Annotated in this window: 22 protein-coding genes; 16 read left to right on the forward strand and 6 right to left on the reverse strand. The window is 60.6% G+C overall.

Translation table 11 applies throughout. The features are described 5' to 3' along the window. The first annotated feature begins 24 nt into the window (after nucleotides 1-24). Nucleotides 25-1,527 carry a nucleobase:cation symporter-2 family protein gene (locus tag BFW87_RS19895; RefSeq protein WP_078741433.1) on the forward strand — a complete coding sequence of 501 codons (1,503 nt, stop codon included), beginning with the start codon at nucleotides 25-27 and terminating at the stop codon, nucleotides 1,525-1,527. Between the two features lie 88 nt (nucleotides 1,528-1,615). On the opposite strand, the gene BFW87_RS19900 is transcribed toward BFW87_RS19895, so the two are convergent. Together BFW87_RS19900 and BFW87_RS19905 are read right to left on the reverse strand one after the other, a co-directional pair. Next, the gene (locus BFW87_RS19900) at nucleotides 1,616-2,548 is read right to left on the reverse strand and encodes a proline iminopeptidase-family hydrolase (RefSeq protein ID WP_078741434.1); all 933 of its coding nucleotides are present in this window, start codon (nucleotides 2,546-2,548) and stop codon (nucleotides 1,616-1,618) included. Between the two features lie 92 nt (nucleotides 2,549-2,640). Further along, nucleotides 2,641-3,405 carry a LuxR family transcriptional regulator gene (locus BFW87_RS19905; RefSeq protein ID WP_078741435.1) on the reverse strand — a complete coding sequence of 255 codons (765 nt, stop codon included), beginning with the start codon at nucleotides 3,403-3,405 and terminating at the stop codon, nucleotides 2,641-2,643. A gap of 183 nt (nucleotides 3,406-3,588) precedes the next feature. Between BFW87_RS19905 and BFW87_RS19910 the strand changes: the two genes are divergently transcribed. Genes BFW87_RS19910 through BFW87_RS19935 form a run of 6 tightly spaced genes read left to right on the forward strand, consistent with a single transcriptional unit; the run spans nucleotide 3,589 to nucleotide 9,752 of the window. Continuing rightward, on the forward strand, nucleotides 3,589-4,476 hold the full coding sequence (locus tag BFW87_RS19910; protein ID WP_078741436.1) for a proline iminopeptidase-family hydrolase: 888 nt from the start codon (nucleotides 3,589-3,591) through the stop codon (nucleotides 4,474-4,476). A 3-nt stretch (nucleotides 4,477-4,479) separates the two neighbouring features. Next, nucleotides 4,480-5,427 carry an ABC transporter permease gene (locus tag BFW87_RS19915; protein ID WP_078741437.1) on the forward strand — a complete coding sequence of 316 codons (948 nt, stop codon included), beginning with the start codon at nucleotides 4,480-4,482 and terminating at the stop codon, nucleotides 5,425-5,427. Next, nucleotides 5,424-6,281, forward strand: coding sequence for an ABC transporter permease (locus BFW87_RS19920; protein WP_078741438.1), 858 nt, complete (start codon nucleotides 5,424-5,426; stop codon nucleotides 6,279-6,281). Before BFW87_RS19915 ends, BFW87_RS19920 begins: the two co-directional genes overlap by 4 nt. Next, nucleotides 6,278-7,234, forward strand: coding sequence for an ABC transporter ATP-binding protein (locus BFW87_RS19925; RefSeq protein WP_078741439.1), 957 nt, complete (start codon nucleotides 6,278-6,280; stop codon nucleotides 7,232-7,234). Before BFW87_RS19920 ends, BFW87_RS19925 begins: the two co-directional genes overlap by 4 nt. After that, nucleotides 7,231-8,202, forward strand: a complete 972-nt coding sequence (locus BFW87_RS19930; RefSeq protein ID WP_078741440.1) for an ABC transporter ATP-binding protein — start codon at nucleotides 7,231-7,233, stop codon at nucleotides 8,200-8,202. Before BFW87_RS19925 ends, BFW87_RS19930 begins: the two co-directional genes overlap by 4 nt. A gap of 35 nt (nucleotides 8,203-8,237) precedes the next feature. After that, the gene (locus BFW87_RS19935; RefSeq protein ID WP_078741441.1) at nucleotides 8,238-9,752 is read left to right on the forward strand and encodes an ABC transporter substrate-binding protein; all 1,515 of its coding nucleotides are present in this window, start codon (nucleotides 8,238-8,240) and stop codon (nucleotides 9,750-9,752) included. A gap of 67 nt (nucleotides 9,753-9,819) precedes the next feature. Here BFW87_RS19935 and BFW87_RS19940 read toward each other — a convergent pair whose 3' ends face one another. The 4 genes from BFW87_RS19940 to BFW87_RS19955 form a co-directional block, all read right to left on the reverse strand. After that, complete coding sequence (locus BFW87_RS19940; RefSeq protein WP_078741442.1) at nucleotides 9,820-10,560, reverse strand: YciK family oxidoreductase; 741 nt, start codon at nucleotides 10,558-10,560, stop codon at nucleotides 9,820-9,822. A 176-nt stretch (nucleotides 10,561-10,736) separates the two neighbouring features. Further along, nucleotides 10,737-11,408 carry an N-acetylmuramic acid 6-phosphate phosphatase MupP gene (gene mupP, locus BFW87_RS19945; protein WP_078741443.1) on the reverse strand — a complete coding sequence of 224 codons (672 nt, stop codon included), beginning with the start codon at nucleotides 11,406-11,408 and terminating at the stop codon, nucleotides 10,737-10,739. Nucleotides 11,409-11,412: 4 nt separating this feature from the next. After that, entirely contained in the window at nucleotides 11,413-12,111 is a 699-nt protein-coding gene (gene ubiG, locus BFW87_RS19950) for a bifunctional 2-polyprenyl-6-hydroxyphenol methylase/3-demethylubiquinol 3-O-methyltransferase UbiG (RefSeq protein ID WP_017734479.1), read from the reverse strand. Between the two features lie 64 nt (nucleotides 12,112-12,175). Continuing rightward, the gene (locus BFW87_RS19955) at nucleotides 12,176-13,507 is read right to left on the reverse strand and encodes a TRZ/ATZ family hydrolase (protein WP_078741444.1); all 1,332 of its coding nucleotides are present in this window, start codon (nucleotides 13,505-13,507) and stop codon (nucleotides 12,176-12,178) included. A 109-nt stretch (nucleotides 13,508-13,616) separates the two neighbouring features. On the opposite strand from BFW87_RS19955, the gene mtnA reads away from it, so the two are divergent. From mtnA to BFW87_RS32335, 9 genes are all read left to right on the forward strand, one after another. After that, nucleotides 13,617-14,687, forward strand: coding sequence for an S-methyl-5-thioribose-1-phosphate isomerase (gene mtnA / locus BFW87_RS19960; RefSeq protein ID WP_078741445.1), 1,071 nt, complete (start codon nucleotides 13,617-13,619; stop codon nucleotides 14,685-14,687). A gap of 423 nt (nucleotides 14,688-15,110) precedes the next feature. Continuing rightward, nucleotides 15,111-17,765, forward strand: a complete 2,655-nt coding sequence (gene gyrA / locus BFW87_RS19965) for a DNA gyrase subunit A (protein WP_078741446.1) — start codon at nucleotides 15,111-15,113, stop codon at nucleotides 17,763-17,765. Between the two features lie 242 nt (nucleotides 17,766-18,007). Further along, complete coding sequence (serC, locus tag BFW87_RS19970) at nucleotides 18,008-19,093, forward strand: 3-phosphoserine/phosphohydroxythreonine transaminase (protein WP_078741447.1); 1,086 nt, start codon at nucleotides 18,008-18,010, stop codon at nucleotides 19,091-19,093. Beyond that, nucleotides 19,093-20,187: a prephenate dehydratase gene (gene pheA, locus BFW87_RS19975; protein WP_078741448.1), complete on the forward strand. Its 1,095-nt coding sequence runs from the start codon at nucleotides 19,093-19,095 to the stop codon at nucleotides 20,185-20,187. The genes serC and pheA overlap by 1 nt, the downstream gene beginning before the upstream one ends. A gap of 9 nt (nucleotides 20,188-20,196) precedes the next feature. Beyond that, nucleotides 20,197-21,309 (forward strand): histidinol-phosphate transaminase, encoded by a 1,113-nt coding sequence (hisC, locus tag BFW87_RS19980; RefSeq protein ID WP_078741449.1) that lies wholly within the window; start codon nucleotides 20,197-20,199, stop codon nucleotides 21,307-21,309. A 28-nt stretch (nucleotides 21,310-21,337) separates the two neighbouring features. Further along, entirely contained in the window at nucleotides 21,338-23,548 is a 2,211-nt protein-coding gene (locus BFW87_RS19985; RefSeq protein WP_254865920.1) for a bifunctional prephenate dehydrogenase/3-phosphoshikimate 1-carboxyvinyltransferase, read from the forward strand. Beyond that, on the forward strand, nucleotides 23,545-24,234 hold the full coding sequence (gene cmk / locus BFW87_RS19990; protein WP_003172653.1) for a (d)CMP kinase: 690 nt from the start codon (nucleotides 23,545-23,547) through the stop codon (nucleotides 24,232-24,234). The genes BFW87_RS19985 and cmk overlap by 4 nt, the downstream gene beginning before the upstream one ends. A gap of 119 nt (nucleotides 24,235-24,353) precedes the next feature. After that, nucleotides 24,354-26,042 carry a 30S ribosomal protein S1 gene (gene rpsA, locus BFW87_RS19995; RefSeq protein WP_078741451.1) on the forward strand — a complete coding sequence of 563 codons (1,689 nt, stop codon included), beginning with the start codon at nucleotides 24,354-24,356 and terminating at the stop codon, nucleotides 26,040-26,042. A 160-nt stretch (nucleotides 26,043-26,202) separates the two neighbouring features. Next, nucleotides 26,203-26,484, forward strand: a complete 282-nt coding sequence (locus BFW87_RS32335; protein ID WP_078741452.1) for a hypothetical protein — start codon at nucleotides 26,203-26,205, stop codon at nucleotides 26,482-26,484. The last annotated feature ends 38 nt before the right edge of the window (nucleotides 26,485-26,522 follow it).

The raw sequence follows: 26,522 nt of genomic DNA on the forward strand, positions 1-26,522 counted from the left end.
ACAAAAACAGAGAACCCCCTCACCATGACTATCCCGAAGGCGTCACCGCAGCGGCCAGAAGATGAGAATCTCGGCGTCGCCGCCAACATGGCTTACGGCCTGCAGCATGTGCTTACCATGTACGGCGGCATCGTCGCGGTACCCTTGATCGTTGGTCAGGCGGCCGGTTTGTCGCCGGCGGACATCGGCTTGCTGATCGCCGCGTCGCTGTTTGCCGGTGGCCTGGCGACCCTGTTGCAAACCCTCGGCCTGCCGTTTTTTGGCTGCCAGTTGCCGCTGGTGCAGGGCGTGTCGTTTGCCGGCGTGGCCACCATGGTGGCGATTGTCGGCAGTGATGGCGCCGGTGGCGTGCCGGCGATTCTCGGGGCGGTGATGGCCGCGTCGTTTATCGGCTTGTTGATCACGCCAGTGTTCTCCCGCATCACCAAGTTTTTCCCGCCGCTGGTAACCGGCATCGTGATCACGACCATTGGCCTCACACTGATGCCTGTGGCAGCGCGCTGGGCCATGGGCGGTAACAGCCGCGCGGCGGATTTCGGCAGCATGTCGAATATCGGCCTGGCCGCGCTGACCCTGGTGCTGGTGTTGCTGCTGAGCAAGATTGGCAGCGCGACCATTTCACGCCTGTCTATCCTGCTGGCGATGGTAATCGGCACCGTGATCGCGGTGTTCCTGGGCATGGCTGACTTCTCCAGCGTTACCCAGGGGCCGATGTTCGGTTTCCCTGCACCATTCCATTTCGGCATGCCAACCTTTCACCTGGCAGCGATCATTTCCATGTGCATCGTGGTGATGGTGACGCTGGTGGAGACCTCGGCGGACATTCTGGCAGTGGGCGAAATCATCGACACCAAAGTCGACTCAAAACGCCTGGGTAATGGCTTGCGTGCCGACATGCTGTCGAGCATGTTTGCGCCGATCTTCGGTTCATTCACCCAAAGCGCCTTTGCCCAGAACGTGGGTCTGGTGGCGGTCACGGGTGTGAAGAGTCGCTTCGTAGTGGCCACCGGCGGGGTGTTTCTGGTGGTGCTTGGCCTGCTGCCGTTCATGGGCCGGGTGATTGCGGCGGTGCCGACGTCCGTATTGGGCGGGGCGGGAATCGTGCTGTTCGGCACCGTGGCGGCGAGTGGTATTCGCACGCTGTCCAAGGTGGATTACCGCAACAACATGAACCTGATTATCGTCGCCACTTCCATAGGTTTTGGCATGATCCCCATTGCGGCGCCAAACTTCTATGACCACTTCCCGACCTGGTTTGCGACCATTTTCCACTCGGGTATCAGTTCGTCGGCGATCATGGCGATTCTGCTGAACCTGGCGTTCAACCACTTCACCGCGGGTAACTCGGACCAGCAGTCGGTGTTTGTGGCGGGGACCGAGCGCAGTTTGTGCTTCCAGGACGTGGCCGCGTTGCGCGATGGGGATTATTTCCGTGCCGGCAAGTTGTTTGATGCCCAGGACAAGGAGATTCCGTTGGTGGCAGAGGTGCCCAGGAAAGCCCCAAAGCCTGAGACCACTGAGGTCTAACGCCGAGCTCAGGACTAATGTGGGAGCTGGCTTGCCTGCGATGGCGGCGGTGAATTGAGCACCGCAATCGCAGGCAACCCACCATGCGTTAACCCGCCTTCAACGCTTTGCGCGGCACTGAACACGCCTCATCCAAAAACTTCACCACTGTCCCCATGCACGCCTGGCGTTCTTCCACGTGGGGCATGTGGCTGGAGTCTTCAAACAGCGCCCAGCGCACATCCGCGATTTCATCCAGGAACGGCTTGACCACCAACGGGGTGGCCTCATCATGCCGACCGGAAATCACCAGCGTCGGCACATTGATCGCCGACAAGCGGCCAATCACATTCCAGTCTTTCAAGCTGCCGATCACGTGGAATTCGGTCGGGCCGCTCATGGCGTGGTACACCGTCGGGTCCGAGTCCACTTGGGCGAAGGTGCGCGCCACTTCCTCCGGCCAGGGGTTGACCCGGCATACGTGCTGGTCATAGAAGATCCGCGAGGCGGCAAGGTATTCGGGGTTCTGGTAGTCGCCGGTTTCTTCATATTTGAGCAGCGTTTCATGCACGCCTTCGGGCAACAACTTGCGCAGGCGGTTGGCTTCGCTGACCCAAGTGCGCATGCAGGTGGGCGAGTTGGCCGGGATAAACGCGCGCAGGCCCTTGGGTTGCAAAATCGCGTGCTCGCTGCCGAGCATGCCGCCCCAGGATTGCCCGAGGATCGCGTAGTTATCGCTGATTTGCAGGTGGTCCAGCAGGTTGTTCAGCTCTTCGAGGAACAGGCTGACGGTCCAGAAGGACGGGTCTTTATCCGGCAGATGCGTGGAGCGGCCGTTGCCCAGTTGATCGTAATGAATCACCGCATGCCCGCTGGCGGCAACGTCCTTGAAGGCGTCGACGTAGTCATGGGTGCAGCCAGGGCCGCCGTGGATGATCACCAAGGGTGTACGACCGGTGGTCAGGTCGCCGGTCACGCGGTACCAGGTCTGATAAGCGCCAAAGGCCGCGTAGCCTTCGCGGATTGTTTCGATGAATTCCATTTCCTGCCCTGCTCTGAAAAAAGGATCAGGGACACGATAATCGGCGCGGGAAATTTAAGTAACTAGCAAAACAGCTAGGTTTTGCCGAGCGGTCAGTCTTCCAACAGGCGGTAATGAGTGGCACGCACCACCGCCTGTACACGGTTCTTGGCGCCGAGTTTGTGCATCGCCGAGGCCAAATGCAGGGTGACGACCGCCAGCGAACGGCTCAATTGCGTGGCGATTTCGGCGGCGGTCAGGCCGTCGGCGGCCCATTTCAGGCATTCGCGCTCACGTTTGGTCAGATGAATATGAGGGTAAGTGCGCAGCTCTTTGCTGAATAACGGGTAGGCCGCTTCCTGCAATGCGTGGGTAATCAGGCTGAAATCGGCCAGCGTTTGTTGCGCGTCCTTCAGCACCGCGTGCGTCTTGCCGGTGCGCAACCCGGTTAGTGAAGCGAAGCCACCCCGAGGCAGGTGAATCGGCACGCTGACGCCGCAGGTCAGCTGGCGTTCATGCAGATAAGAGGAAACCGGCGCGTGGCAAGGGTCGATGATCTTTTGCAGCGCGGTCTCGGCCTTCGCCTCGTAAGACCACACGAAGGGCGACACCGTGCTCAGCGCCAGATGTTGTACCGGGTCGATCTGGTAGAAACCTTCGCTGCACCACAAGGCATGCCAGTCGGCAGGCGTGTTACGCAATTCCAGGACTGAGGGGGTAATGAGGGCGCCGTCATGGTCGATCGGCACCGGGGTGTAGTCATACACCAGCGCATCGAAGCCCAACTGCTGGGCGAGGATAAACGTGTTGTCCATCTGCTCATCCAGGCTCCTGCCCGGCATGAGTCGATTATTGAAGGCAGCTAGCTTGGCCAGCATCCGTTCCGCTCCCGAATTCATTTGAATCTCGACATGCTGCAAGTAGAATGCCACGCCCCGGCGAAGGACTGCCAGGCCAAACCTATAAGAAATACCAGGTTATGGACGCGCGGCATCCTCGGTAGTGTTGGCCTGATAAACGGCCGCTACCTGCCAGGCCGATACAACACAAGGAATGTATGCATGTGGCGTGAAATTGCCCCCGACCAGCAATACAACGTGAGAGTCGACGGCCATAACCTCGTGGTCTACAGCTTTGGCGAAGGCGATGAGGTGCTCTTGTGTCTCAACGGCGGCCCGGGCCTGCCCTGTGACTACTTGCGCGACGCCCATGGCTGGCTCAAAGACCATAACCTGCGAGTGGTTGCATTCGACCAGCTTGGCACCGGCGCATCAGCCAGACCCACCGACGTTTCCCTGTGGGAAATCGGCCGTTATGTCGAAGAAGTCGAAACCGTGCGCCAGACCTTGGGCTTGGGCCGCGTGCATTTGCTGGGGCATTCCTGGGGCGGCTGGCTCGGCATTGAATACGCCATCCATTACCCCGACGCGCTGAAAAGCCTGATCCTGGAAAACACCGTCGGCGACATTCCGCACCTGTCTCAAGAGCTCGAGCGCCTGCGCGGCGCACTGGGCAGCGAAACCGTGGCGATGATGCAGCGCCATGAAGCCATGGGCACGCTGGATCACCCGCAGTACCAGGCCGCGATCACCTTGCTCAACTACCGCCATGTCTGCCGTCTGGACGAGTGGCCGGCGCCGGTCAAACGTTCTCTCGATGACTGGAACATGGGCCCTTACGAGACCATGCAGGGCCCCAACGAATTCCTCTACATCGGCAACCTCAAGGACTGGAACCGCATCAAGGAGATGGCCGAGTTCAGCATGCCGATGCTGATCACCACTGGCCAGCACGACGAACTCACCCCGGCCTGCGCCCACCGGATGAAACTGGCGGCCAAACATGCCGAATTGCATGTGTTTCCCAACAGTAGCCATATGCCGTTTTATGAGGAGCCCCAAGCGTACTTCCCGGTGTTGCTGGACTTCCTCGCGCGTCACCGGGGCTGACGGATGAACCTGGCGCGTTATCGTTTTGTGCTGTCCCGGCCGCTGCAATTGCTGCCGGTGCTGTTTGGCATCAGCCTGATCACCTTTGTGCTGGTGCGCTCGATTCCCGGCGACCCGGCGCGTGCGCTGCTGGGCTCACGCAGCACGCCGGACGCCTTGCTGAAAATCCGCGCCCAGTACGGCCTCGACCAACCGCTGTGGCTGCAATATTTCTACTTTCTGAAGAACCTGCTCAAGGGCGATCTCGGCCAGTCGCTGCTCTATAAGGTCGACGCGTTGAAGCTGATCGTCACGCGTATCGAGCCAACCCTGGTGCTGGTGCTTGGCAGTGTGGTGCTGGCGCTGTTGATCGCGGTGCCGCTGGCGACAGTGGCGGCGCGCAATAAAGGCGGGTGGGCGGATAACCTGATCCGCGTGTTCACCACGGTCGGCTTGGGCATGCCGGCGTTCTGGCTGGGTTTGATGCTGATTTTGTTGCTGAGTGTGCAGTGGGGCTTGTTTCCGGTGTCCGGTTACGGGCGCACCGTTATCGACAAGGCCCATCACATGGTGCTGCCGTGCCTGACGATCGCGCTGGCGCTCTCGGCGGTGCTGGTGCGCAATTTGCGCGCGAGCATGTTGATGGAATTGCAGGCTGACCACGTCACCGCTGCGCGGGCGCGCGGGTTGTCGGAGGCCGCCGTGTTCCGCCGCCATGTGCTGCCCAACTCTTTGGTGCCGGCGGTCAACCTGCTGGCGGTGAATATCGGTTGGTTGATCAGCGGCACGGTGGTGATCGAAAGCCTGTTTGCGATTCCCGGCATCGGCCAGTTGCTGGTGCGCGGGATCTTCACGCGCGACTACATGGTGGTGCAGGGCGTGGCGATGGTGCTGGCGTGCGCGACGGTGGTGGTCAACTTCCTGGCTGACGTGGCAACGGTCGCCCTCGATCCGCGGGTGAAGATGCAATGAGCAGCCGCCCACTGATTGCCCCCTGGCGTTTGCGCCTGCGTTTTGGTTTTCGCAACGGCCGGCTGACCGCTGCGTGGGGCTTGTTGATCCTGTTCACGTGGTTTGCCCTCGCGCTGTTTGCGCCGTGGATCGCGCCCTATGACCCGATTGCCCAGAACACCGATTTGAGCTTGTTGGTCCCAGGCTTCGCCCATCCATTCGGCACGGATAACTATGGCCGGGATATTCTTTCGAGGGTCATCTGGGGCGCGCGAATCGACCTGCAACTGGCCGTTATTGGCGTGATCTTTCCGTTCATGATCGGCACCTTTGTCGGCGCGGTTTCCGGCTACATCGGCGGGCGTTTCGACAGCTTCTGCATGCGCGTGATCGACGTGATTCTGGCTTTTCCGTTCCTGGTGCTCATGCTGGCGATCATGGCCATCCTCGGGCCGGGCTTGAAGAGTTTTTATATCGCCATGGCGCTGGTGGGCTGGGTCTCGTATGCGCGGCTGATCCGCTCGCAAATCCTGGTGCTCAAGGAAAGCGAGTTTGCCCTGGCCGCCAGAAGCCTGGGCTTTGGTCATGGGCGCATTCTGTTTCGGCATTTGTTGCCGAATGCGATGTTCGGCTCGATTGTGTTTTCGATGTCGGACGCGGTGTTGGTGCTGCTCAATGGCGCCGCCGTGAGTTACCTGGGCTTGGGCGTGCAACCGCCGACCGCCGAGTGGGGCACGATGGTCGCCGAAGGGCAGGCGTTCATCACCACCGCATGGTGGATCTGTACGTTTCCGGGGCTGGCCATCGTGACCCTGGCCATGGGCTTCAGCCTGCTCGCCGATGGCGTGGCGCAAGTGCTGGGGGATCGCTCATGAGCCTGCTGCAGGTGCGCGACCTCAGCGTGATCGCCAACAACGCCGGGCGTGATGTCACCCTGGTTGACCGCGTGTCCTTTGACCTTGCCGAAGGTGAAATTCTTGGGCTGGTCGGCGAGAGTGGTTCGGGCAAGACCCTGGCCTGTCGCGGGCTGATGCGTTTATTGCCATCGCCCAGTCTGCGCGTGCAGGGCGGTTCGGTGTGCCTGGCGGGTAAAGACTTGTTGCAACTGGATGAGGCCGGTATGCGCGCCGTGCGGGGTGGGCAACTGGGCATGATTTTCCAGAACCCCAGCAGCCACCTCGACCCCTTGATGCGCATTGGTGATCAGATCGCCGAGGGCATTCGTCTGCATCAAGGCGTGTCGAAAAAAGACGCGCGCCTGCACGCCATTGATGTGCTGCGCCAAGTGGGCATTCCCGACCCGCAGGCGCGGGTCGACAACTACCCCCACGAGTTTTCCGGTGGCATGCGCCAGCGCGCGATGATCGCCGTGGCCTTGGGTTGCAACCCGACGGTGCTGATCGCCGACGAGCCGACCACGGCCCTTGATGTGACGGTGCAGGCGCAAATTTTGCGGCTGTTGCTGGACCTGCGCGACGCACGCGGCCTGTCGATCATCATGATTACCCATGACCTCGGCGTAGTGGCACAAACCTGTGACAGCATCGCCGTGATGTACGCCGGGCGCCTGTGCGAACACGGCAGCAAATACGACCTGCTGGCTCATCCGCAACACCCGTACACCGCCGGCCTGATCGATTGCCAGCCCGCCCACAGCAGTGGCCACGCCTTGCTGCGCACCATCCCCGGCCAGCCGCCGTTGCTGGATGCGTTGCCCGCCGGTTGCCGCTTCAACCCGCGCTGCCCGCAGGCCGGCGCCTTGTGCACCGAGTTGCTGCCCGAAGGCGCGCGCGTGGCCTGTCACTACCCGCTGGGAGTCGATTCATGAGCCTGTTGCAGATCAAAGACCTTGAGGTGAAGTTTGCCGCGTCGGGCTCGGGGTTGTTTGGCCTGAACAAACAGTGGGTGAGGGCGGTGAACGGGGTCTCGCTGAACCTGGCGGCAGGCGAAACGCTGGGATTGGTGGGCGAGTCCGGCAGCGGCAAAAGCACCCTGGGCCGGGCGATTCTGCACCTCAACCCGATCAGCGCCGGGCAGGTGCTGTTCGACGGCATCGACATGGCCCACGGCAGCGCCATCGACATCGCCCGGCTGCGCCATGAAACCGCGATGATCTTTCAGGACCCGTACGCCGCGCTGAACCCGCGCCATACCATCGGCGAAACCCTCGCCGAAGTGCTGCGGGTGCAGCGCAAGGTCGCGCCTGCGCAGATCCCTGCGCGCGTGAACGAGTTGCTCGACCTGGTGGGGTTGCGCCCGGAGCTGGCCACCCGCAAACCCGGCTCCCTCAGTGGCGGCCAATGCCAGCGTGTTGGCATCGCCCGGGCGCTGGCGGTGGAGCCACGGCTGATCATCGCCGATGAATGCGTGGCGGCGCTGGATGTGTCGATTCAGGGCCAGATCATCAACCTGCTGCTGGAACTGCAACAGCGCATGAACCTGGCGATCCTGTTTATCGCCCATGACCTGGCCATCGTGCGCCGCCTGTGTGACCGCGTGGCGGTGATGTACCTGGGCAAGATCGTCGAGGAAGGGCCGGTGGAGGCGGTGTTTACCTCGCCGCGTCATCCGTATACGGCGGCGCTGATCGAGGCGATTCCCGAGATTGATCCGAACCGGCCTTTGCCTGCAGAACCTTTGCCCGGTGAGCCTCCGAGCCCGCTGAATTTGCCTGCGGGCTGCGCCTTTCACCCGCGTTGTCGGCATGCCCGGACGATGTGTTCCGTGGTGTTGCCGCCTACCCATTTTCTGCACGAGCATCGATACAGTTGCGTGCTTGAAGACCCTTTGCTTTGAACCTTCCCTGCCATTCATGAACAAGGAGTTATGACATGCAATCCCGTCACTTGAAGTTGCTCGCCGCCGCTACGTTGACCGCCTGGTCCCTCACTGCCGGGTTGGCGCAAGCCGCCGGTGTGCTGACCATCGGCTGCCGCGAAGACAGCACCACGTTTGATCCGATCAAAAGCGCACAAAACCGCGACACCTGGGTTTTCGCCAACGTCTACGACACCCTGGTACGCGTGGATAACCTGGGCACCAAGATGGAGCCGGGCCTGGCCGAAAGCTGGGACATTTCCAAGGATGGCCTGACTTACACCTTCAAGCTGCGTGACGCGAAGTTCTCCGATGGCTCTGCGATCACTGCTGACGATGCGGCATTCAGCCTGTTGCGTATCCGCGACAACAAGGCCTCGCTGTGGGCCGACCCCTTCAACCTGATAAACACGGCCAAAGCGTCGGACCCGAAAACCCTGGTGGTCACCCTGAAAACTCCGGCGGTAGCCTTTCTCTCGCAATTGGCGTCGCCGACGGTGTCGATTCTGTCGGAAAAAGCCATGACCAAAATGGGGGAAGATGCCTATTCGGAAAACCCGGTGACCTCCGGCGCGTTTACCGTAGAGGAATGGCGCAAGGGCGACCGCGTGATCCTCAAGAAGAACCCGAACTTCTGGCAGGCCGGCAAAGTGAGCCTGGATGGCGTGGAGTGGGTCTCGGTCACTGACGACAACACCCGCATGCGCATGGTGCAGAACAACGAACTCGACACCGCGATTTTCGTGCCGTTCTCCCGGGTTGAAGAGCTGAAGAAAGACAAGAACGTGGTGATCCACTCCGACCCGTCGACCCGCGAAGATCACCTGCTGATCAACCACGCCCACGGCCTGCTGGCAAAAAAGGAAGTGCGCGAAGCGCTGGACATGGCCATCGACAAACAATCGCTGGTGAAGACCGCCACTTACGGTCAGGGCACCGTGGCCTATTCCTACATTCCAAAGGGCTCGCTGTACCACTACGCCAACAACCTGCAACGCCCGTACGACCCGACTGCCGCCAAGAAGCTGCTGGCCGACGCTGGTGCTCAGGACTTGAAACTCAACTACGTAGTCAACGCCGGCAACGAAGCCGACGAGCAGATTGCGGTGATCATCAAGGATCAACTGGCCAAGGTCGGCGTGACCGCCAACCTGCAAAAGGTCGACCCGACCCAAAGCTGGCAGATGCTGGTGGACGGTGAGTACGATATTTCGGTGATGTACTGGACCAACGACATCCTCGACCCGGACCAGAAGACCACCTTTGTGCTGGGCCATGACACCAACCAGAACTACATGACACGTTACAAGAACGACAAGGTCAAGGAACTGGTAGCGGCCGCCCGGATCGAGGCCGACCCGGCGAAGCGTGAGCAGATGTATGTGGAATTGCAGAAGCTGGCGAAACAGGATGTGAACTGGATTGACCTGTACTACAGCCCGTACATCAACATCTCACGCAAGAATGTGAGCAACTTCCTGCAGAACCCGCTGGGGCGGTTCACCCTGGAAGAAGTGGTGAAAAACTAAACCTGTAAACCTGTGTGGGATAAGACCTGTGGCGAGCTCACACATTGGGTTTGTTGTGTGTCAGAGGTTACTGCGCGTCAAACGCCTGCCCGTTGATACCGGCACTGTCCGGCCCCATCAGGTACAGGTACACCGGCATGATCTCTTCCGGCGACGGCCTTTCCATCGGGTTTTCTCCCGGATACGCCTGCGCCCGCATGCTGGTGCGCGTGCCGCCCGGGTTGATGCTGTTTGACCGTACCGCTGCCACATCTTCCAGCTCATCGGCCAGGGTTTGCATCAAGCCTTCCGTCGCAAACTTCGACACGCCATACGCACCCCAGTAAGCCCGGCCTTTGCGCCCGACGCTGCTGGAAGTGAACACTACCGACGCATCCTGTGACAGCTTCAGCAGTGGCAGCAGGGTGCTCGTGAGCATGAACATCGCGTTGACGTTCACGTGCATCACCCGCATGAAGTTCTCGCCGGACAACTGTTCGAGCGGCGTACGCGGGCCGATGATCGAGGCGTTGTGCAGCAGGCCGTCGAGGTGGCCGAACGCTTTTTCGATCATCGCCGCCAGTTCATCGTATTGATGGGGCAGGGCGGTCTCCAGGTTGAACGGGATCACCACCGGCTGGGGTTGGCCGGCGGCTTCGATCTCGTCGTACACCTGCGCCAGGTTGGCTTCGGTCTTGCCCAGCAACAGCACGGTAGCGCCGTGGGCGGCGTAGGTTTTCGCGGCGGCTGCGCCAATTCCGCGACCGGCGCCGGTCACCAGGATGACCCGGCCTTTTAGGAGTTCTGGGCGTGCGGAGTAATCAAACATAAATAGCCTCGACAGAATTCAAGGTGATACAGCTCTTGAAGTGGAATCCATTTCCTGTGGGAGCTGGCTTGCCTGCGATAGCGGTTATCCAGCCTCCTATGCAGTGGCTGACATACCGCTATCGCAGGCAAGCCAGCTCCCACATTGACCTCAGTGTTTGTGAGAGCTTCGAGCCTTCAGCAACTGCACAGTGCGCTATCGAGCACTTTGCGCAGTTCCAGCGGGTGGTCCACCACCACATCGGCACCCCAGTTGCGCGGGTTGTCGTCGGGGTGAATGTAGCCGAACGTGACCGCGGCAGTGCGGGTGCCGGCGTCGCGGCCGGACTCGATGTCGCGCAGGTCGTCGCCCACGAACAACACGCTGGCCGGGTCCAGGTCGAGCATCTTGCACGCCAGGATCAATGGCTCCGGGTCCGGCTTGCTGTTTTTCACGTGGTCGGGGCAGATCAGCAGAGCCGATCGCTCGGCCAGGCCCAACTGCTGCATGATCGGTTCGGCAAAGCGCAGCGGCTTGTTGGTGACCACGCCCCATACCAGGTTGGATTTCTCGATGTCCTCCAGCAATTCAGCCATGCCGTCGAACAGCTTGCTGTGGATCGCGCAGCCCTTGAGGTAGCGCTCGAGGAACTCCTGGCGCAGGTCTTCAAAGCCTGGGGATTCAGGGTCCATCGAGAAGGTCACGGCCACCATCGCCCGCGCACCGCCGGAGATTTCATCACGCACGTGCTGCGGGTTGATCGGCTCAAGGCCACGGTCGGCGCGCATGGCCTGGCAGATGGCGATAAAGTCCGGTGCAGTGTCCAGCAGGGTGCCATCCATATCGAAGAGAACTGCTCGCAACTTCACAGGCTTACTCCTCGCGCAGGGTCTGGATCATGTAGTTGACGTCAACGTCGCTGGCCAGTTTGTAGTGCTTGGTCAGCGGGTTGTAGGTCAGGCCGATGATGTCTTTGACGGTCAGGCCAGCTTGACGGCTCCAGGCGCCCAGCTCGCTTGGGCGGATGAATTTCTTGAAGTCGTGGGTGCCGCGTGGCAGCAACTTCATGATGTATTCGGCGCCGATGATCGCGAACAGGTAAGCCTTGGGGTTGCGGTTGATGGTGGAGAAGAACACCTGGCCGCCCGGCTTGACCATACGGAAGCAGGCGCGGATCACCGAGGACGGGTCCGGCACGTGCTCGAGCATCTCAAGGCAGGTCACTACGTCGAACTGTTCCGGCATTTCTTCGGCCAGGTCTTCGGCCGTGATCTGGCGGTACTCAACGTTGACACCGGATTCCAGCTGGTGCAGTTGAGCCACGGCCAGTGGCGCTTCGCCCATGTCGATACCCATCACGGTGGCGCCGCGTTGGGCCATGGCTTCGCTGAGGATGCCGCCGCCGCAACCCACGTCCAGCACCTTTTTGCCGGCCAGGTTGACGCGTTCGTCAATCCAGTTGACCCGCAGCGGGTTGATGTCGTGCAAGGGCTTGAACTCGCTTTCGCGGTCCCACCAGCGGTGGGCCAGGGCTTCGAATTTGGCGATTTCGGCGTGGTCGACGTTGCTCATGGTGAATCCTCTAAATCTGATAAATCGGTGTGTCAGCCCTGAACGTGCCCGTTCAACGCCGTCGTTATTCGCTGTGCCCGCTGATGCGTTGGCCCCAGGCAATGGCCGTGGCGGTCAACTGTTGTTCATCCATGCGGGTCAATTGCCGGTCGTCGAGCAATTGCTTGCCGGCGACCCACAGGTGTTTCACGCAGTCGCGTCCGGTGGCATATATAAGCTGTGAGACCGGATCGTAGATCGGTTGTTGCGCCAGCCCCGACAAATCAAAGGCGACGATGTCGGCGGCCTTGCCGACCTCCAGCGAGCCGATCTCGCTTTCCAGGCCCATGGCGCGCGCACCGTTGAGCGTGGCCATGCGCAGGGCGCGGTGGGCGTCGAGGGCGGTGGCCGAACCGGCGACGGCCTTGGCCAGCATCGCGGCGGTGCGGGTTTCGCCCAGCAGGTCGAGGTCATTGTTGCTGGCCGCGCCATCGGTGCCGATCGCCACATTGACCCCAGCCTGCCACAGACGCTCCACCGGGCAAAAGCCGCTGGCCAGTTTCAGGTTGGATTCCGGGCAATGAATGATGCTGGTGTTGCTTTCTACCAGCAAAGCCAGGTCATCTTCGCTGATTTGGGTCATGTGAACGGCCTGGAAGCGCGGGCCGAGCAGCCCGAGGCGGCCCAGGCGCGCCAATGGGCGCTCGCCCGTCTGTTCGACGGCTTGCTGCACCTCGAAGGCGGTTTCGTGCACGTGCATATGGATGGAGGCATCCAGTTCTTCGGCGATCACGCGGATTTTCTCCAGGTTTTCATCGCTCACGGTGTAGGGCGCGTGGGGGCCGAAGGTGACTTTGATACGCGGGTGGTGCTTGAGGTCGCCGAACAGCTCGATGCCTTGACGGAGTGCCTCATCCGGCGTGCTCGCGCCAGGGATCGGGAAGTCGAGGATCGGAATCGCAATTTGCGCACGCATGCCGCTGTTGTGCACGCAGTCGCTGGCCACCTTGGGGTAGAAGTACATGTCGGAGAAGCAGGTGATGCCACCCTTGAGCTGCTCGGCGATGGCCAGGTCAGTGCCGTCGCGCACGAAGGCTTCATCGACCCATTTGGCCTCGGCGGGCCAGATGTGTTTTTCCAGCCAGGTCATCAGCGGCAAATCGTCGGCGAGGCCGCGAAACAGGCTCATCGCCGCATGGCCGTGGGCGTTGATCAGGCCGGGGCTGAGCAGCATGCCGGGCAGTTCACGCACCTCGCTGGCCGCCAGCTTCAAGGCCTCAGCCCGTGGCCCGATAAAGGCGATACGCCCGTCACGAATGCCCAGGCCGTGGTCCTTGAGCACCACTCCGGCAGGTTCGACAGGTACCAGCCAGGTGGGCAGCAGCAACACGTCGAGCGGGGCGGCAGTGGAGGTCATCGCAGGCTTCTTCCCGGGCATCTATAAAAGAAGGGCGAAGTATACCCGAGCGTCCCGGCTGGCGGATCGCTATAATCGGCGGCTTTTGTTCATGAGTGCGGGGTAAGGGATGCGCGACCGACTGTTGGCTGCGGAGAAAGTGAAGGCCATCGATTGGCGGGATGGCGCGCTGCACCTGCTCGATCAGCGTGCCTTGCCGACCCGCGAAAGCTGGGTGGCGTGCTCCACGGTTGAGGACGTGGCTGCCGCCATTCGCACGATGGTGGTGCGTGGCGCGCCGGCCATCGGCATCAGCGCAGCCTACGGCCTGGTGCTCGCCGCCCGGGAACGCATTGCCGAAGGCGGTGACTGGCAGGCGGCGTGGGAAGAAGACTACGCGCTGTTGGCAGATAGCCGCCCTACGGCGTCCAACCTGTTCTGGGCCTTGAAGCGCATGCGTGACCGCCTGGATCGCGTGAAGAAACACGCCGACCCGGTGGCGGTGCTGGAAGCCGAGGCGATTGCGATCCATGAAAGTGATCGGGAGGCTAACCTGACCATGGCGCAGTTGGGTGTCGAGCTGATCCGCAAACACCAAGGCAATGCCCAGGCGATCTTGACCCACGGCAATGCGGGCGCACTGGCGACCGGCGGCGTAGGCACGGCCCTTGGGGTGATTCGCGCGGCGTTCCTTGAGGGTATGGTCGAGCAGGTCTATGCCAACGAAACCCGCCCGTGGCTACAGGGTTCGCGGCTGACAGCCTGGGAGCTGGCGGGCGAGGGCATCCCGGTGACGGTGAATGCCGACTCGGCCGGCGCGCATATTCTCAAGACCAAAGGTGTGACGTGGGTAATTGTCGGCGCAGACTGCATTGCGGCCAATGGTGATGTGATCGGCAAGATCGGCACCTATCAATTGGCGGTGTGCGCGATGCATCACGGCGTGCGCTTTATGGTGGTGGCGCCGAGTTCGACTTTGGATCTGATGATGGCAACTGGCGATGACGTGGCGCTGGAAGAGCGCGATGCCGGTGAGTTGCTGGACGTGATGGGGCAGCGGTTGGAGGTTGCTGCTTTCAACCCGGTATTCGATGTGACGCCAGCCGACCTGATTGATGTGATCGTGACCGAGAAGGGTATTGTCGAGCGGCCGGATACGGCCAAATTGGCCAAGTTAATGTGCCGTAAACGGTTGCATTGAGGGCTTTGGCGCCTGTGAGTCCGCTATCGCAGGCAAGCCAGCTCCCACATTGGACAGTGTTCACAGATCTAACTGTGGGAGCTGGCTTGCCTGCAATTGGCCATTTAAGTCAATAAAACCCTTGGATCCAAGCCCGAAAAATAACGCCACCCCACTTCTGAGCCCCTCTCGTCCCCCTCAAGCCTGTCATCCGTCAAATTACTAGCCTCCATGCGCATCAGGGGGATAGGTGCGTGGCGGCGATTGTGATAACATCCGGCGGTTTCCAGGGCCGCCCCGAGGGGTTGCCCATAACGTGCAGATCCGTGTCATAACTCGTTGATTTGTCGTAAGTCGTTGTCAGGCACTCTGCCGGCAGCGGCGAGCTTCGTTCGTCCCATAGGATGTGACGAGGTTTCACCCGAAAAAGGAATCAGGCTTCTCATGGGCGAACTGGCCAAAGAAATCCTCCCGGTCAATATCGAAGACGAGCTGAAACAGTCCTACCTCGACTACGCGATGAGCGTAATTGTCGGTCGGGCACTGCCTGATGCGCGCGATGGCTTGAAGCCCGTGCACCGGCGTGTGCTGTTCGCGATGAGCGAGCTGGGTAACGACTGGAACAAGCCGTACAAGAAATCTGCCCGTGTTGTCGGTGACGTGATCGGTAAGTATCACCCTCACGGCGACACTGCGGTGTACGACACCATCGTTCGGATGGCCCAGCCGTTTTCCCTGCGCTACCTGCTGGTAGACGGCCAGGGCAACTTCGGTTCGGTCGACGGCGACAACGCTGCGGCCATGCGATACACCGAAGTGCGCATGACCAAGCTGGCGCACGAGCTGCTGGCTGACCTGCACAAAGAAACCGTGGACTGGGTGCCGAACTACGACGGCACCGAAATGATCCCGGCGGTCATGCCGACCCGTATTCCCAACCTGCTGGTCAACGGCTCCAGCGGTATTGCCGTGGGCATGGCCACCAACATCCCGCCGCACAACCTCGGTGAAGTCATCGACGGTTGCCTGGCCCTCATCGACAACCCCGAGCTGACCGTCGATGAGCTGATGCAATACATCCCGGGTCCGGACTTCCCGACCGCCGCGATCATTAACGGTCGCGCCGGCATCATCGAAGCCTACCGCACCGGTCGCGGCCGCATTTACATGCGCGCCCGCTCGATGATCGAAGACATCGACAAGGTCGGTGGCCGCCAGCAGATCGTCATCACCGAGCTGCCTTACCAGCTGAACAAGGCGCGTCTGATCGAGAAGATCGCCGAGCTGGTTAAAGAGAAGAAACTGGAAGGCATCACCGAGCTGCGCGACGAGTCCGACAAAGACGGTATGCGTGTAGTGATCGAGCTGCGCCGTGGCGAAGTGCCTGAGGTGATCCTCAACAACCTCTACGCCCAGACCCAGTTGCAAAGCGTGTTTGGTATCAACGTGGTTGCACTGATCGATGGCCGCCCGCGCATCCTGAACCTCAAGGATCTGCTGGAAGCCTTCGTGCGTCACCGTCGCGAAGTCGTCACCCGTCGTACCGTGTTCGAACTGCGCAAGGCCCGCGAGCGCGGCCACATCCTGGAAGGCCAGGCGGTTGCGCTGTCGAACATCGACCCGGTGATCGCCCTGATCAAGGCTTCGCCGACCCCGTCGGAAGCCAAAGAAGCGCTGATCAACATGCCATGGGAATCCAGCGCCGTGGTGGCGATGGTTGAGCGTGCCGGTGCCGACTCGTGCCGCCCGGAGACTCTGGACCCGCAATACGGTCTGCGCGATGGCAAGTACTTCCTGTCGCCGGAACAGGCCCAGGCCATTCTGGAGCTGCGCCTGCACCGCCTGACCGGGCTGGAGCACGAGAAGCTGCTGGCCGAGTACCAGGAGATTCTCAACCAGATCGGCGAGCTGATCCGCATCCTCAACAGCGCCGTGCGCCTGATGGAAGTGATCCGCGAAGAACTGGAAGTGATCCGTGCCGAATACGGCGACGTGCGCCGCACTGAAATTCTGGATGCACGCCTCGACCTGACCCTGGGTGACATGATCCCGGAAGAAGAGCGCGTCGTGACCATCTCCCACGGTGGTTATGCCAAGACCCAGCCTCTGGCTGCGTACCAGGCTCAGCGTCGTGGCGGTAAAGGCAAATCCGCTACCGGCGTCAAGGATGAGGACTACATCGCTCACCTGCTGGTCGCCAACAGCCACACCACGCTGTTGCTGTTCTCCAGCAAAGGCAAAGTGTACTGGCTGAAAACCTACGAAATCCCGGAAGCCTCCCGCGCTGCCCGTGGCCGTCCGCTGGTCAACCTGCTGCCGCTGGACAGTGATGAATACATCACCACCATGCTGCCGGTTGACGAGTACACCGAAGGTCACTTCATCTTCATGGCGACCGCCAAAGGCACCGTGAAGAAGACCCCGCTGGAATCGTTCAGCCGTCAACGCAGCGTGGGCCTGATCGCCCTCGAACTGGACGAAGGCGACGTGCTGATCAGCGCTGCCATCACCGATGGCGAGCGTGAAGTCATGCTGTTCTCCGACGGCGGCAAGGTAACGCGCTTCAAGGAATCCGACGTTCGCGCCATGGGCCGTACCGCTCGCGGTGTGCGCGGCATGCGTCTGCCGGAAGGGCAGAAGCTGATTTCGATGTTGATCCCGGAAGAAGGCAGCCAGATCCTCACCGCTTCGGCGCGTGGTTATGGCAAGCGTACGGCCATCAGCGAGTTCCCGGAGTACAAACGTGGCGGTCAGGGCGTTATCGCCATGGTCAGCAACGACCGCAACGGCCGTCTGGTTGGCGCGGTGCAGGTGCTCGATGGCGAGGAGATCATGCTGATTTCCGACCAGGGCACTCTGGTACGTACCCGAGTGGCTGAAGTGTCGAGCCTGGGCCGTAACACCCAGGGCGTGACGCTGATCAAGCTGGCCAGCGACGAAACCCTGGTGGGCCTGGAGCGTGTGCAGGAGCCGTCGGAAGTTGAAGGCGAAGAGCTGGAAGGTGAAGCGTTTGAAGGCGAGGTGATCGCAACGGGCGATGACAACGTCGACGAGCCAACCCTCGATGCTGCCGCAGACGAAGAAGAACCGCAGGAATAAGCGGACACACAGGGGGCGGATGAAGATTCGCCCCCTTGTTGTTTGTCCCTTATGAAATACACGACCTTTGTCCAGGCGCGGCCTCTGTGGGAGCTGGCTTGCCTGCGATAGCATCACCGCGGTATCACTGAACTACCGAGGTGCCTGTATCGCAGGCAAGCCAGCTCCCACAGTGGTTCGCTCCAGAGAAAGGTTGTTGCCGAACATGATTGCAGCCCCACCAGATCAGAGTGAGATTGGATGTGAGCAAGAGAGCCTATAACTTCTGTGCCGGTCCCGCGGCGCTTCCTGAAGCAGTCCTGCAGCGTGCGCAGGGTGAACTCCTCGACTGGCATGGAAAAGGCCTCTCCGTGATGGAAATGAGCCATCGCAGCGATGAGTTTGTATCAATCGCCACCAAGGCCGAGCAGGATCTGCGCGACTTGCTGAGCATCCCGTCCAACTACAAAGTGCTGTTCCTGCAGGGCGGCGCCAGCCAGCAGTTCGCGCAGATTCCGCTGAACCTGCTGCCGGAAGAGGGCACGGCCGACTATATCGATACCGGTATCTGGGGTCAGAAGGCCATTGAAGAGGCCTCCCGCTACGGTCACGTCAATGTGGCGGGCACTGCGAAGCCTTACGACTACTTCGCCATCCCCGGTCAGAACGAGTGGAAGCTGTCGAAGGACGCCGCCTACGTGCACTACGTGGCGAACGAAACCATTGGCGGCCTGGAATTTGACTGGGTGCCGGAAGTCGGCGACGTGCCGTTGGTGTGCGACATGTCTTCGGACATCCTCTCGCGCCCGATCGACGTGTCCAAATACGGCATGATCTACGCCGGTGCCCAGAAGAACATCGGCCCGAGCGGCATTCTGGTCAACATCATCCGCGAAGACCTGCTGGGCCGCGCCCGTTCGCTGTGCCCGACCATGCTCAACTACAAGGTCGCAGCCGATAACGGCTCGATGTACAACACCCCGCCGGCGTTCGCCTGGTACCTCTCCGGCCTGGTGTTCGAGTGGCTGAAAGAGCAGGGCGGCGTGGCGGCCATGGGCAAGCTCAACGAAGAGAAGAAGCGCACCCTGTACGACTTCATCGACGCCAGCGGCCTGTACAGCAACCCGATCAACCTGACCGACCGCTCGTGGATGAACGTGCCGTTCCGCCTCGCTGACGACCGCCTCGACAAGCCGTTCCTGGCAGGCGCTGATGCACGCGGCCTGCTGAACCTCAAGGGTCACCGTTCGGTCGGTGGCATGCGCGCCTCCATCTACAACGCTGTCGACATCCACGCGATCAACGCGCTGGTTGCCTACATGGCAGAGTTCGAAAAGGAACACGGCTAATGTCTGAGCAAGAACTCAAGGCCCTGCGTGTACGCATCGACAGCCTGGACGAGAAGGTCCTGGAGCTGATCAGTGAGCGCGCGCGCTGTGCCCAGGAAGTGGCACGTGTAAAGATGGCGTCCCTGGCCGAAGGCGAAGTGCCGGTATTTTACCGGCCTGAGCGTGAAGCCCAGGTGCTCAAGCGCGTGATGGAACGCAACAAGGGCCCGTTGGGCAACGAAGAGATGGCGCGGTTGTTCCGTGAAATCATGTCCTCGTGCCTGGCGCTGGAGCAGCCGCTGAAAGTGGCTTATCTCGGCCCGGAGGGCACCTTCACCCAGGCAGCGGCCATGAAGCATTTCGGCCACGCGGTGATCAGCAAGCCCATGGCGGCGATCGATGAAGTGTTCCGTGAAGTGGCGGCCGGTGCGGTGAATTTTGGCGTGGTGCCGGTGGAAAACTCCACCGAAGGCGCGGTCAACCACACGCTCGACAGTTTCCTGGAACACGACATGGTGATCTGCGGTGAAGTCGAGCTGCGCATTCACCACCATCTGTTGGTGGGCGAGAACACCAAGACCGACAGCATCAGTCGCATTTACTCCCACGCGCAGTCGCTGGCGCAGTGCCGCAAGTGGCTGGACGCGCATTACCCGAATGTCGAGCGCGTGGCGGTATCCAGCAACGCCGAAGCCGCCAAGCGGGTCAAGGGTGAGTGGAATTCGGCGGCGATTGCCGGTGATATGGCCGCGGGCCTGTATGGCCTGACGCGCCTGGCCGAGAAAATCGAGGACCGCCCGGACAACTCCACGCGCTTCCTGATGATCGGCAGCCAGGAAGTGCCGCCGACCGGCGACGACAAGACCTCGATCATCGTCTCCATGAGCAACAAGCCCGGCGCGCTGCATGAGCTGCTGGTGCCGTTCCACGACAACGGGATTGACCTGACGCGCATCGAAACTCGCCCTTCGCGCAGTGGTAAATGGACTTATGTGTTCTTTATCGACTTCATCGGCCATCACCGCGACCCGCTGGTTAAAGGTGTGCTGGAGCAAATCAGTCAGGAAGCCGTGGCACTCAAGGTGCTGGGCTCTTACCCGAAAGCGGTTTTGTGAGGCTTTAACATGAGTGGCAACTTCCTCGCCCTGGCTCAGCCGGGCGTGCAACAACTGTCGCCTTACGTTCCGGGCAAGCCTGTGGACGAGCTGGCGCGTGAGCTGAACCTGGACCCGGCGAACATCGTCAAGCTGGCCAGTAACGAAAACCCGCTGGGCCCGAGCCCTAAAGTGTTGGCAGCGATTCGTGATGAGTTGGCCGAGCTGACGCGCTACCCCGACGGCAATGGTTTTGCACTCAAGACCCTGCTGGCGGAAAAGTGCCGGGTTGAGCTGAGCCAGGTAACCCTGGGCAACGGTTCTAACGACATTCTTGAGCTGGTCGGTCGCGCTTACCTGGCGCCCGGCCTGAATGCGGTGTTCAGCGAGCATGCGTTTGCGGTCTATCCGATCGTGACTCAGGCCGTGGGTGCTGACGCTCATGTTGTTCCTGCGAAGGATTGGGGTCACGACCTGCCTGCCATGCTGGCAGCCATCGACGCGCAAACCCGCGTGGTGTTTATCGCCAACCCGAACAACCCGACCGGCACCTGGTTCGACGCCAAGGCGTTGAACCACTTCCTGCAGGACGTGCCGGCGCACGTGCTGGTGGTGCTGGACGAGGCTTACATCGAGTACGCCGAAGGCGGCGACCTGCCGGATGGCCTGGATTTCCTCGCGGCTTACCCCAACCTGCTGGTCTCTCGCACATTCTCCAAGGCTTACGGCCTGGCGTCGCTGCGTGTCGGCTACGGCCTGTCTACTGCGGTGGTAGCCGATGTGCTGAACCGCGTGCGCCAGCCGTTCAACGTCAACAGCCTCGCGCTGGCGGCGGCATGCGCTGCGGTGCAGGATGCCGAGTACCTGGCAGAAGGCCGTCGCATCAACGAAACCGGCATGCTGCAGTTGCAGGACGGTTTTCGTGAGTTGGGCTTGGGCTGGATCCCGTCCAAAGGCAACTTCATCTGCGTCGACCTCGGCCAAGTAGCGGCCCCGGTGTTCCAGGGCTTGTTGCGTGAAGGCGTGATCGTGCGCCCGACGGCTAATTACGGCATGCCGAACCACCTGCGCATCACCATCGGCTTGCCGGCCGAAAACGCCCGCTTCCTCGAGGCGCTGGCCAAGGTTCTGGCTCGTGGTTGATGTCACTGCATTGCAACCTGCTGTGCCTATGATCGGTCGCCTGGTGGTGGTCGGTCTGGGGTTGATCGGTGGCTCCTTCGCCAAAGGCCTGCGCGAAAGCGGGCTGTGTGGCGAAGTGGTGGGGGTGGACCTGGACCCGCGATCGCGAGAGTTGGCGGTTGAGTTGGGTGTGGTAGACCGCTGTGAGGCTGACCTGGCGCGTGCGTGCCAGGGCGCTGACGTGATCCAGCTCGCCGTGCCGATCCTGGCCATGGAGAAAATGCTGGCGTTGTTGGCGGGTATGGACCTCGGCCAGGCGATCCTGACGGACGTCGGCAGTGCCAAGGGCAATGTGGTGCGCGCGGCGCAATTGGCGTTTGGCGGCATGCCGGCGCGGTTTGTGCCGGGCCATCCGATTGCCGGTTCCGAGCAAAGCGGGGTGGAGGCGTCCAATTCGCAACTGTTCCGCCGCCACAAGGTCATCCTGACGCCGCTTGAGCAGACCGATCCGGCCGCATTGGTGGTGGTAGATCGTCTGTGGCGCGAGCTGGGGGCGGATGTCGAGCACATGCAGGTCGAGCGTCACGACGAAGTGCTGGCGGCGACCAGTCATCTGCCGCATTTGCTGGCCTTTGGCTTGGTGGACTCTTTGGCCAAGCGCAATGAAAACCTCGAGATTTTCCGTTACGCCGCCGGTGGCTTTCGCGATTTTACGCGCATTGCCGGCAGCGATCCGGTGATGTGGCACGACATCTTCCTCGCCAACCGCGAGGCGGTGTTGCGCACCCTGGACACCTTCCGCAGTGACCTCGACGCCCTGCGCGATGCGGTTGATGCCGGAGATGGCCATCAATTGTTGGGCGTGTTCACCCGTGCGCGGGTGGCGCGTGAACATTTCAGCAAGATCCTGGCACGCCGGGCTTATATGGAAGCTGCTGTGGACGCTGATGAGTTGACCTTCCTCGCCAACCCGGGTGGCCGCTTGAGCGGGCGTATCCGGGTGCCGGGTGACAAGTCGATCTCTCATCGGTCGATCATGCTGGGCTCCTTGGCCGAAGGGGTGACCGAGGTCGAAGGTTTCCTTGAGGGCGAAGATGCCCTGGCGACGTTGCAGGCATTTCGCGACATGGGCGTGGTGATTGAAGGGCCGCATCATGGGCGCGTCACCATTCATGGTGTGGGTTTGCATGGCTTGAAGCCGGCGCCGGGGCCGATTTATCTGGGTAATTCCGGCACGTCGATGCGCCTGTTGTCCGGGTTGTTGGCGGCGCAGCGTTTCGACAGTGTTCTGACCGGTGATGCCTCGTTGTCAAAGCGCCCGATAAGTCGCGTGGCCACGCCGCTGCGGGAAATGGGCGCCGAGATCGAGACGGGGCCTGAGGGGCGCCCGCCGCTGACGATTCGGGGCGGTCAGGCGTTGAAAGGTCTGACGTATACGATGCCTATGGCCAGTGCGCAGGTTAAATCCTGCCTGTTGCTGGCTGGTCTGTACGCCGAGGGCAAGACCTGCGTGACTGAGCCGGCTCCGACCCGTGACCATACCGAGCGCATGCTGCGCGGCTTTGGGTATCCGGTTGAGGTGCAAGGGGCTACGGCTTCGGTTGAGTCGGGCCATGCGTTGACCGCTGCCCATATAGAAGTGCCGGGGGATATTTCTTCTTCGGCGTTCTTCCTGGTCGCCGCTTCGATTGCCGAGGGTTCCGAGCTGTTGCTGGAGCATGTGGGCGTTAACCCGACACGCACCGGTGTGATCGACATCCTGCGCTTGATGGGGGCGGATATCACCCTGGAAAATCAACGCGAAGTCGGGGGTGAGCCGGTTGCCGACTTGCGCGTGCGTGCCGCTGCGCTGAAAGGGATCGAGATACCTGAGGCGTTGGTGCCGCTGGCTATCGATGAGTTTCCCGTGTTGTTTGTTGCTGCGGCCTGTGCCGAGGGGCGAACTGTGCTGCGCGGCGCGCAAGAGCTGCGGGTCAAAGAGTCTGATCGTATTCAGGTCATGGCCGATGGTCTGTTGGCGCTGGGTGTGAAGTGTGAACCGACGCCTGATGGGATTATCATTGACGGTGGCCTGCTGGGCGGTGGTGAAGTCCATGCCCATGGCGATCACCGGGTTGCCATGGCGTTCAGCGTGGCTTCCCTGCGGGCGGCGGCGCCGATTCGTATCCGTGACTGCGCCAATGTTGCTACGTCTTTTCCGAATTTTCTTACACTGTGTGCCCATGTCGGCATCCGTGTTGCCCAAGAGGCTCAATTGTGAATATCAAAGCACCGGTGATTACCATCGACGGGCCAAGCGGCTCGGGCAAAGGCACGATCGCCGGCATTCTGGCCAAGCGCCTTGGCTGGTGCCTGCTCGACTCCGGCGCGCTGTACCGCCTGCTGGCGTTTGCTGCGCGCAACCATGGCGTTGACCTGACCAACGAAGAGTCTCTGAAGCTGTTGGCGGCGCACCTGGATGTACAGTTCGTCGGGGCGACGGAAGGTCATCCTCAGCGCATCATCCTCGAAGGGGACGATGTAACCGACGACCTGCGTAATGAGCAAGTCGGTTCCTGGGCCTCCCAGGTTGCCGCGCTGCCGGCCGTGCGTGACGCATTGCTGCAGCGCCAGCGGGCCTTTCAGGAACCGCCGGGCCTGGTGGCCGATGGCCGCGACATGGGCACGGTCGTGTTTCCAGAGGCGCCGCTGAAGATTTTCCTGACCGCCAGCGCCGAGGAGCGGGCTCGCCGCCGTTACTTGCAGTTGAAGGGCAAAGTCGATGGTGTTAGTCTGTCGAGTCTGCTAGATGAGATCCGTGCACGCGATGAGCGTGACACCCAGCGTGCGGTAGCCCCGCTCAAGCCGGCGGCTGACGCCATACAGCTGGATTCCACGGAGTTGTCCATCGAGCAGGTGCTGGAACGCATTCTGAGTGAAATCGCCATTCGCGATATTGCCGGGTGACCAAGAAGGCCGCAGGGGACCAGTCATAGTCCTGTGGTGCTTCTTTTAATTGAAACTGACCCACACCGTCTGGGGTGTGGAGATGGGCGTATTCTTCGCCCTTATCAACAGGAATTAAAATGAGCGAAAGCTTTGCGGAACTCTTTGAAGAAAGCCTAAAAACCCTGAACCTTCAGGCTGGCTCCATCATCACCGGTGTTATCGTTGATATCGATTACCAAGCTCGCTGGGTAACCGTTCACGCTGGTCTGAAGTCTGAAGCTCTGATCCCGCTGGAACAGTTCTACAACGATGCTGGTGACCTGACTATCAATGTCGGTGACGAAGTTCACGTTGCTCTGGACTCGGTTGAAGACGGTTTCGGTGAAACCAAGCTGTCCCGTGAAAAAGCCAAGCGCGCTGAATGCTGGATTGTTCTCGAAGCAGCCTTCGCAGCTGAAGAAGTGGTCAAGGGCGTTATCAACGGTAAGGTTAAAGGCGGCTTCACTGTCGACGTTAACGGCATCCGTGCGTTCCTGCCAGGTTCTTTGGTCGACGTTCGTCCTGTGCGCGACACCACGCACCTGGAAGGCAAAGAACTCGAATTCAAGGTCATCAAGCTCGACCAGAAGCGCAACAACGTTGTCGTTTCCCGTCGCAGCGTCCTGGAAGCAGAGAACTCCGCCGAGCGTGAAGCTCTGCTGGAATCCCTGCAGGAAGGCCAACAAGTCAAAGGTATCGTCAAAAACCTCACCGATTACGGCGCATTCGTCGATCTGGGTGGCGTCGATGGCCTGCTGCACATTACCGACATGGCTTGGAAGCGTATCAAGCATCCTTCCGAAATCGTCAACGTTGGCGACGAGATTGATGTAAAGGTTCTGAAATACGATCGCGAACGCAACCGTGTTTCCCTGGGCCTGAAGCAACTGGGTGAAGATCCATGGGTTGCTATCAAAGCCCGTTACCCGGAAAGCACTCGCGTAACCGCGCGTGTTACCAACCTGACCGACTACGGCTGCTTCGCTGAGCTGGAAGAAGGCGTGGAAGGCCTGGTACACGTTTCCGAAATGGACTGGACCAACAAAAACATCCACCCTTCGAAAGTCGTACAAGTCGGCGACGAAGTGGAAGTTATGGTTCTGGACATCGACGAAGAGCGTCGTCGTATCTCCCTCGGCATCAAGCAGTGCAAATCTAACCCATGGGAAGATTTCTCTGGCCAGTTCAACAAGGGCGATAAAATCTCCGGCACCATCAAGTCGATCACCGATTTCGGTATCTTCATTGGTCTGGACGGCGGCATCGACGGCCTGGTTCACCTGTCCGACATCTCCTGGAACGAAGTGGGCGAAGAAGCTGTTCGTCGTTTCAAGAAGGGCGACGAGCTGGACACCGTTATCCTGTCGGTTGACCCAGAGCGCGAGCGTATCTCCCTGGGTATCAAGCAACTGGAAAGCGATCCGTTCTCCGAGTACGTCTCGGTTAACGACAAAGGCGCCATCGTTAAAGGCACTGTGAAAGAAGTTGACGCCAAAGGCGCCATCATCGTTCTGGCCGACGATATCGAAGCGACTCTGAAAGCCTCCGAAATCAGCCGTGACCGCGTTGAAGACGCGCGTAACGTTCTGAAAGAAGGCCAGGAAGTAGAAGCCAAGATCATCAGCGTTGACCGCAAGAGCCGCGTGATCCAACTCTCCATCAAGTCGAAAGACGAAGTGGAAGAGAAAGAAGCTATGCAGAGCCTGAAATCGGCTCCAGAAGCTGCTGCAACTGGCGAGACCACCATGGCCTCCCTGCTGCGCGAAGCAATGGCTAAACAGAGCTAAGTTCTGTAAGGCTGTAGAAAAAGGGCGACTTCGGTCGCCCTTTTTTGTGCCTGAAATTCGTTGAATCAACAATTGAGAACCCGTGGCGTAGCCAGGTGTCAGAAGTGACTATAGTTTCAATGCAAGCTATCCCGAAATTGCCGTATCAATAAGGAATTGAATGAACAGGGTGATTGTAGTTCTCGCAATGGTGCTGCTTGCTGGGTGCTCCACCAGCGCAAAGACTCACGCCAGGCACGGCGTCAGTGGCATCGAGATCGATTGTTCAGGGCTGGGCTCTAATTGGGGGAAGTGCGAGAAGCGCGCAGCCCGCGAGTGCAAAATGCAGGGCTACAAGGTTGTAACCCGGTCTAGTGATGCAAAGGATGACGAAAGCGAATATGTTTTTGGCTGGAACCCTGCAGGCGCAGTTACACGGACGATGCTGGTGATCTGTAATTAGAGGTGCGGTGATTTTTGCAGGGGCAAGCGCGCCAGTAG

Origin of the sequence: Pseudomonas fluorescens, assembly GCF_002022275.1 — a bacterium.
In the GTDB taxonomy this organism is placed as follows: domain Bacteria; phylum Pseudomonadota; class Gammaproteobacteria; order Pseudomonadales; family Pseudomonadaceae; genus Aquipseudomonas; species Aquipseudomonas fluorescens_AJ.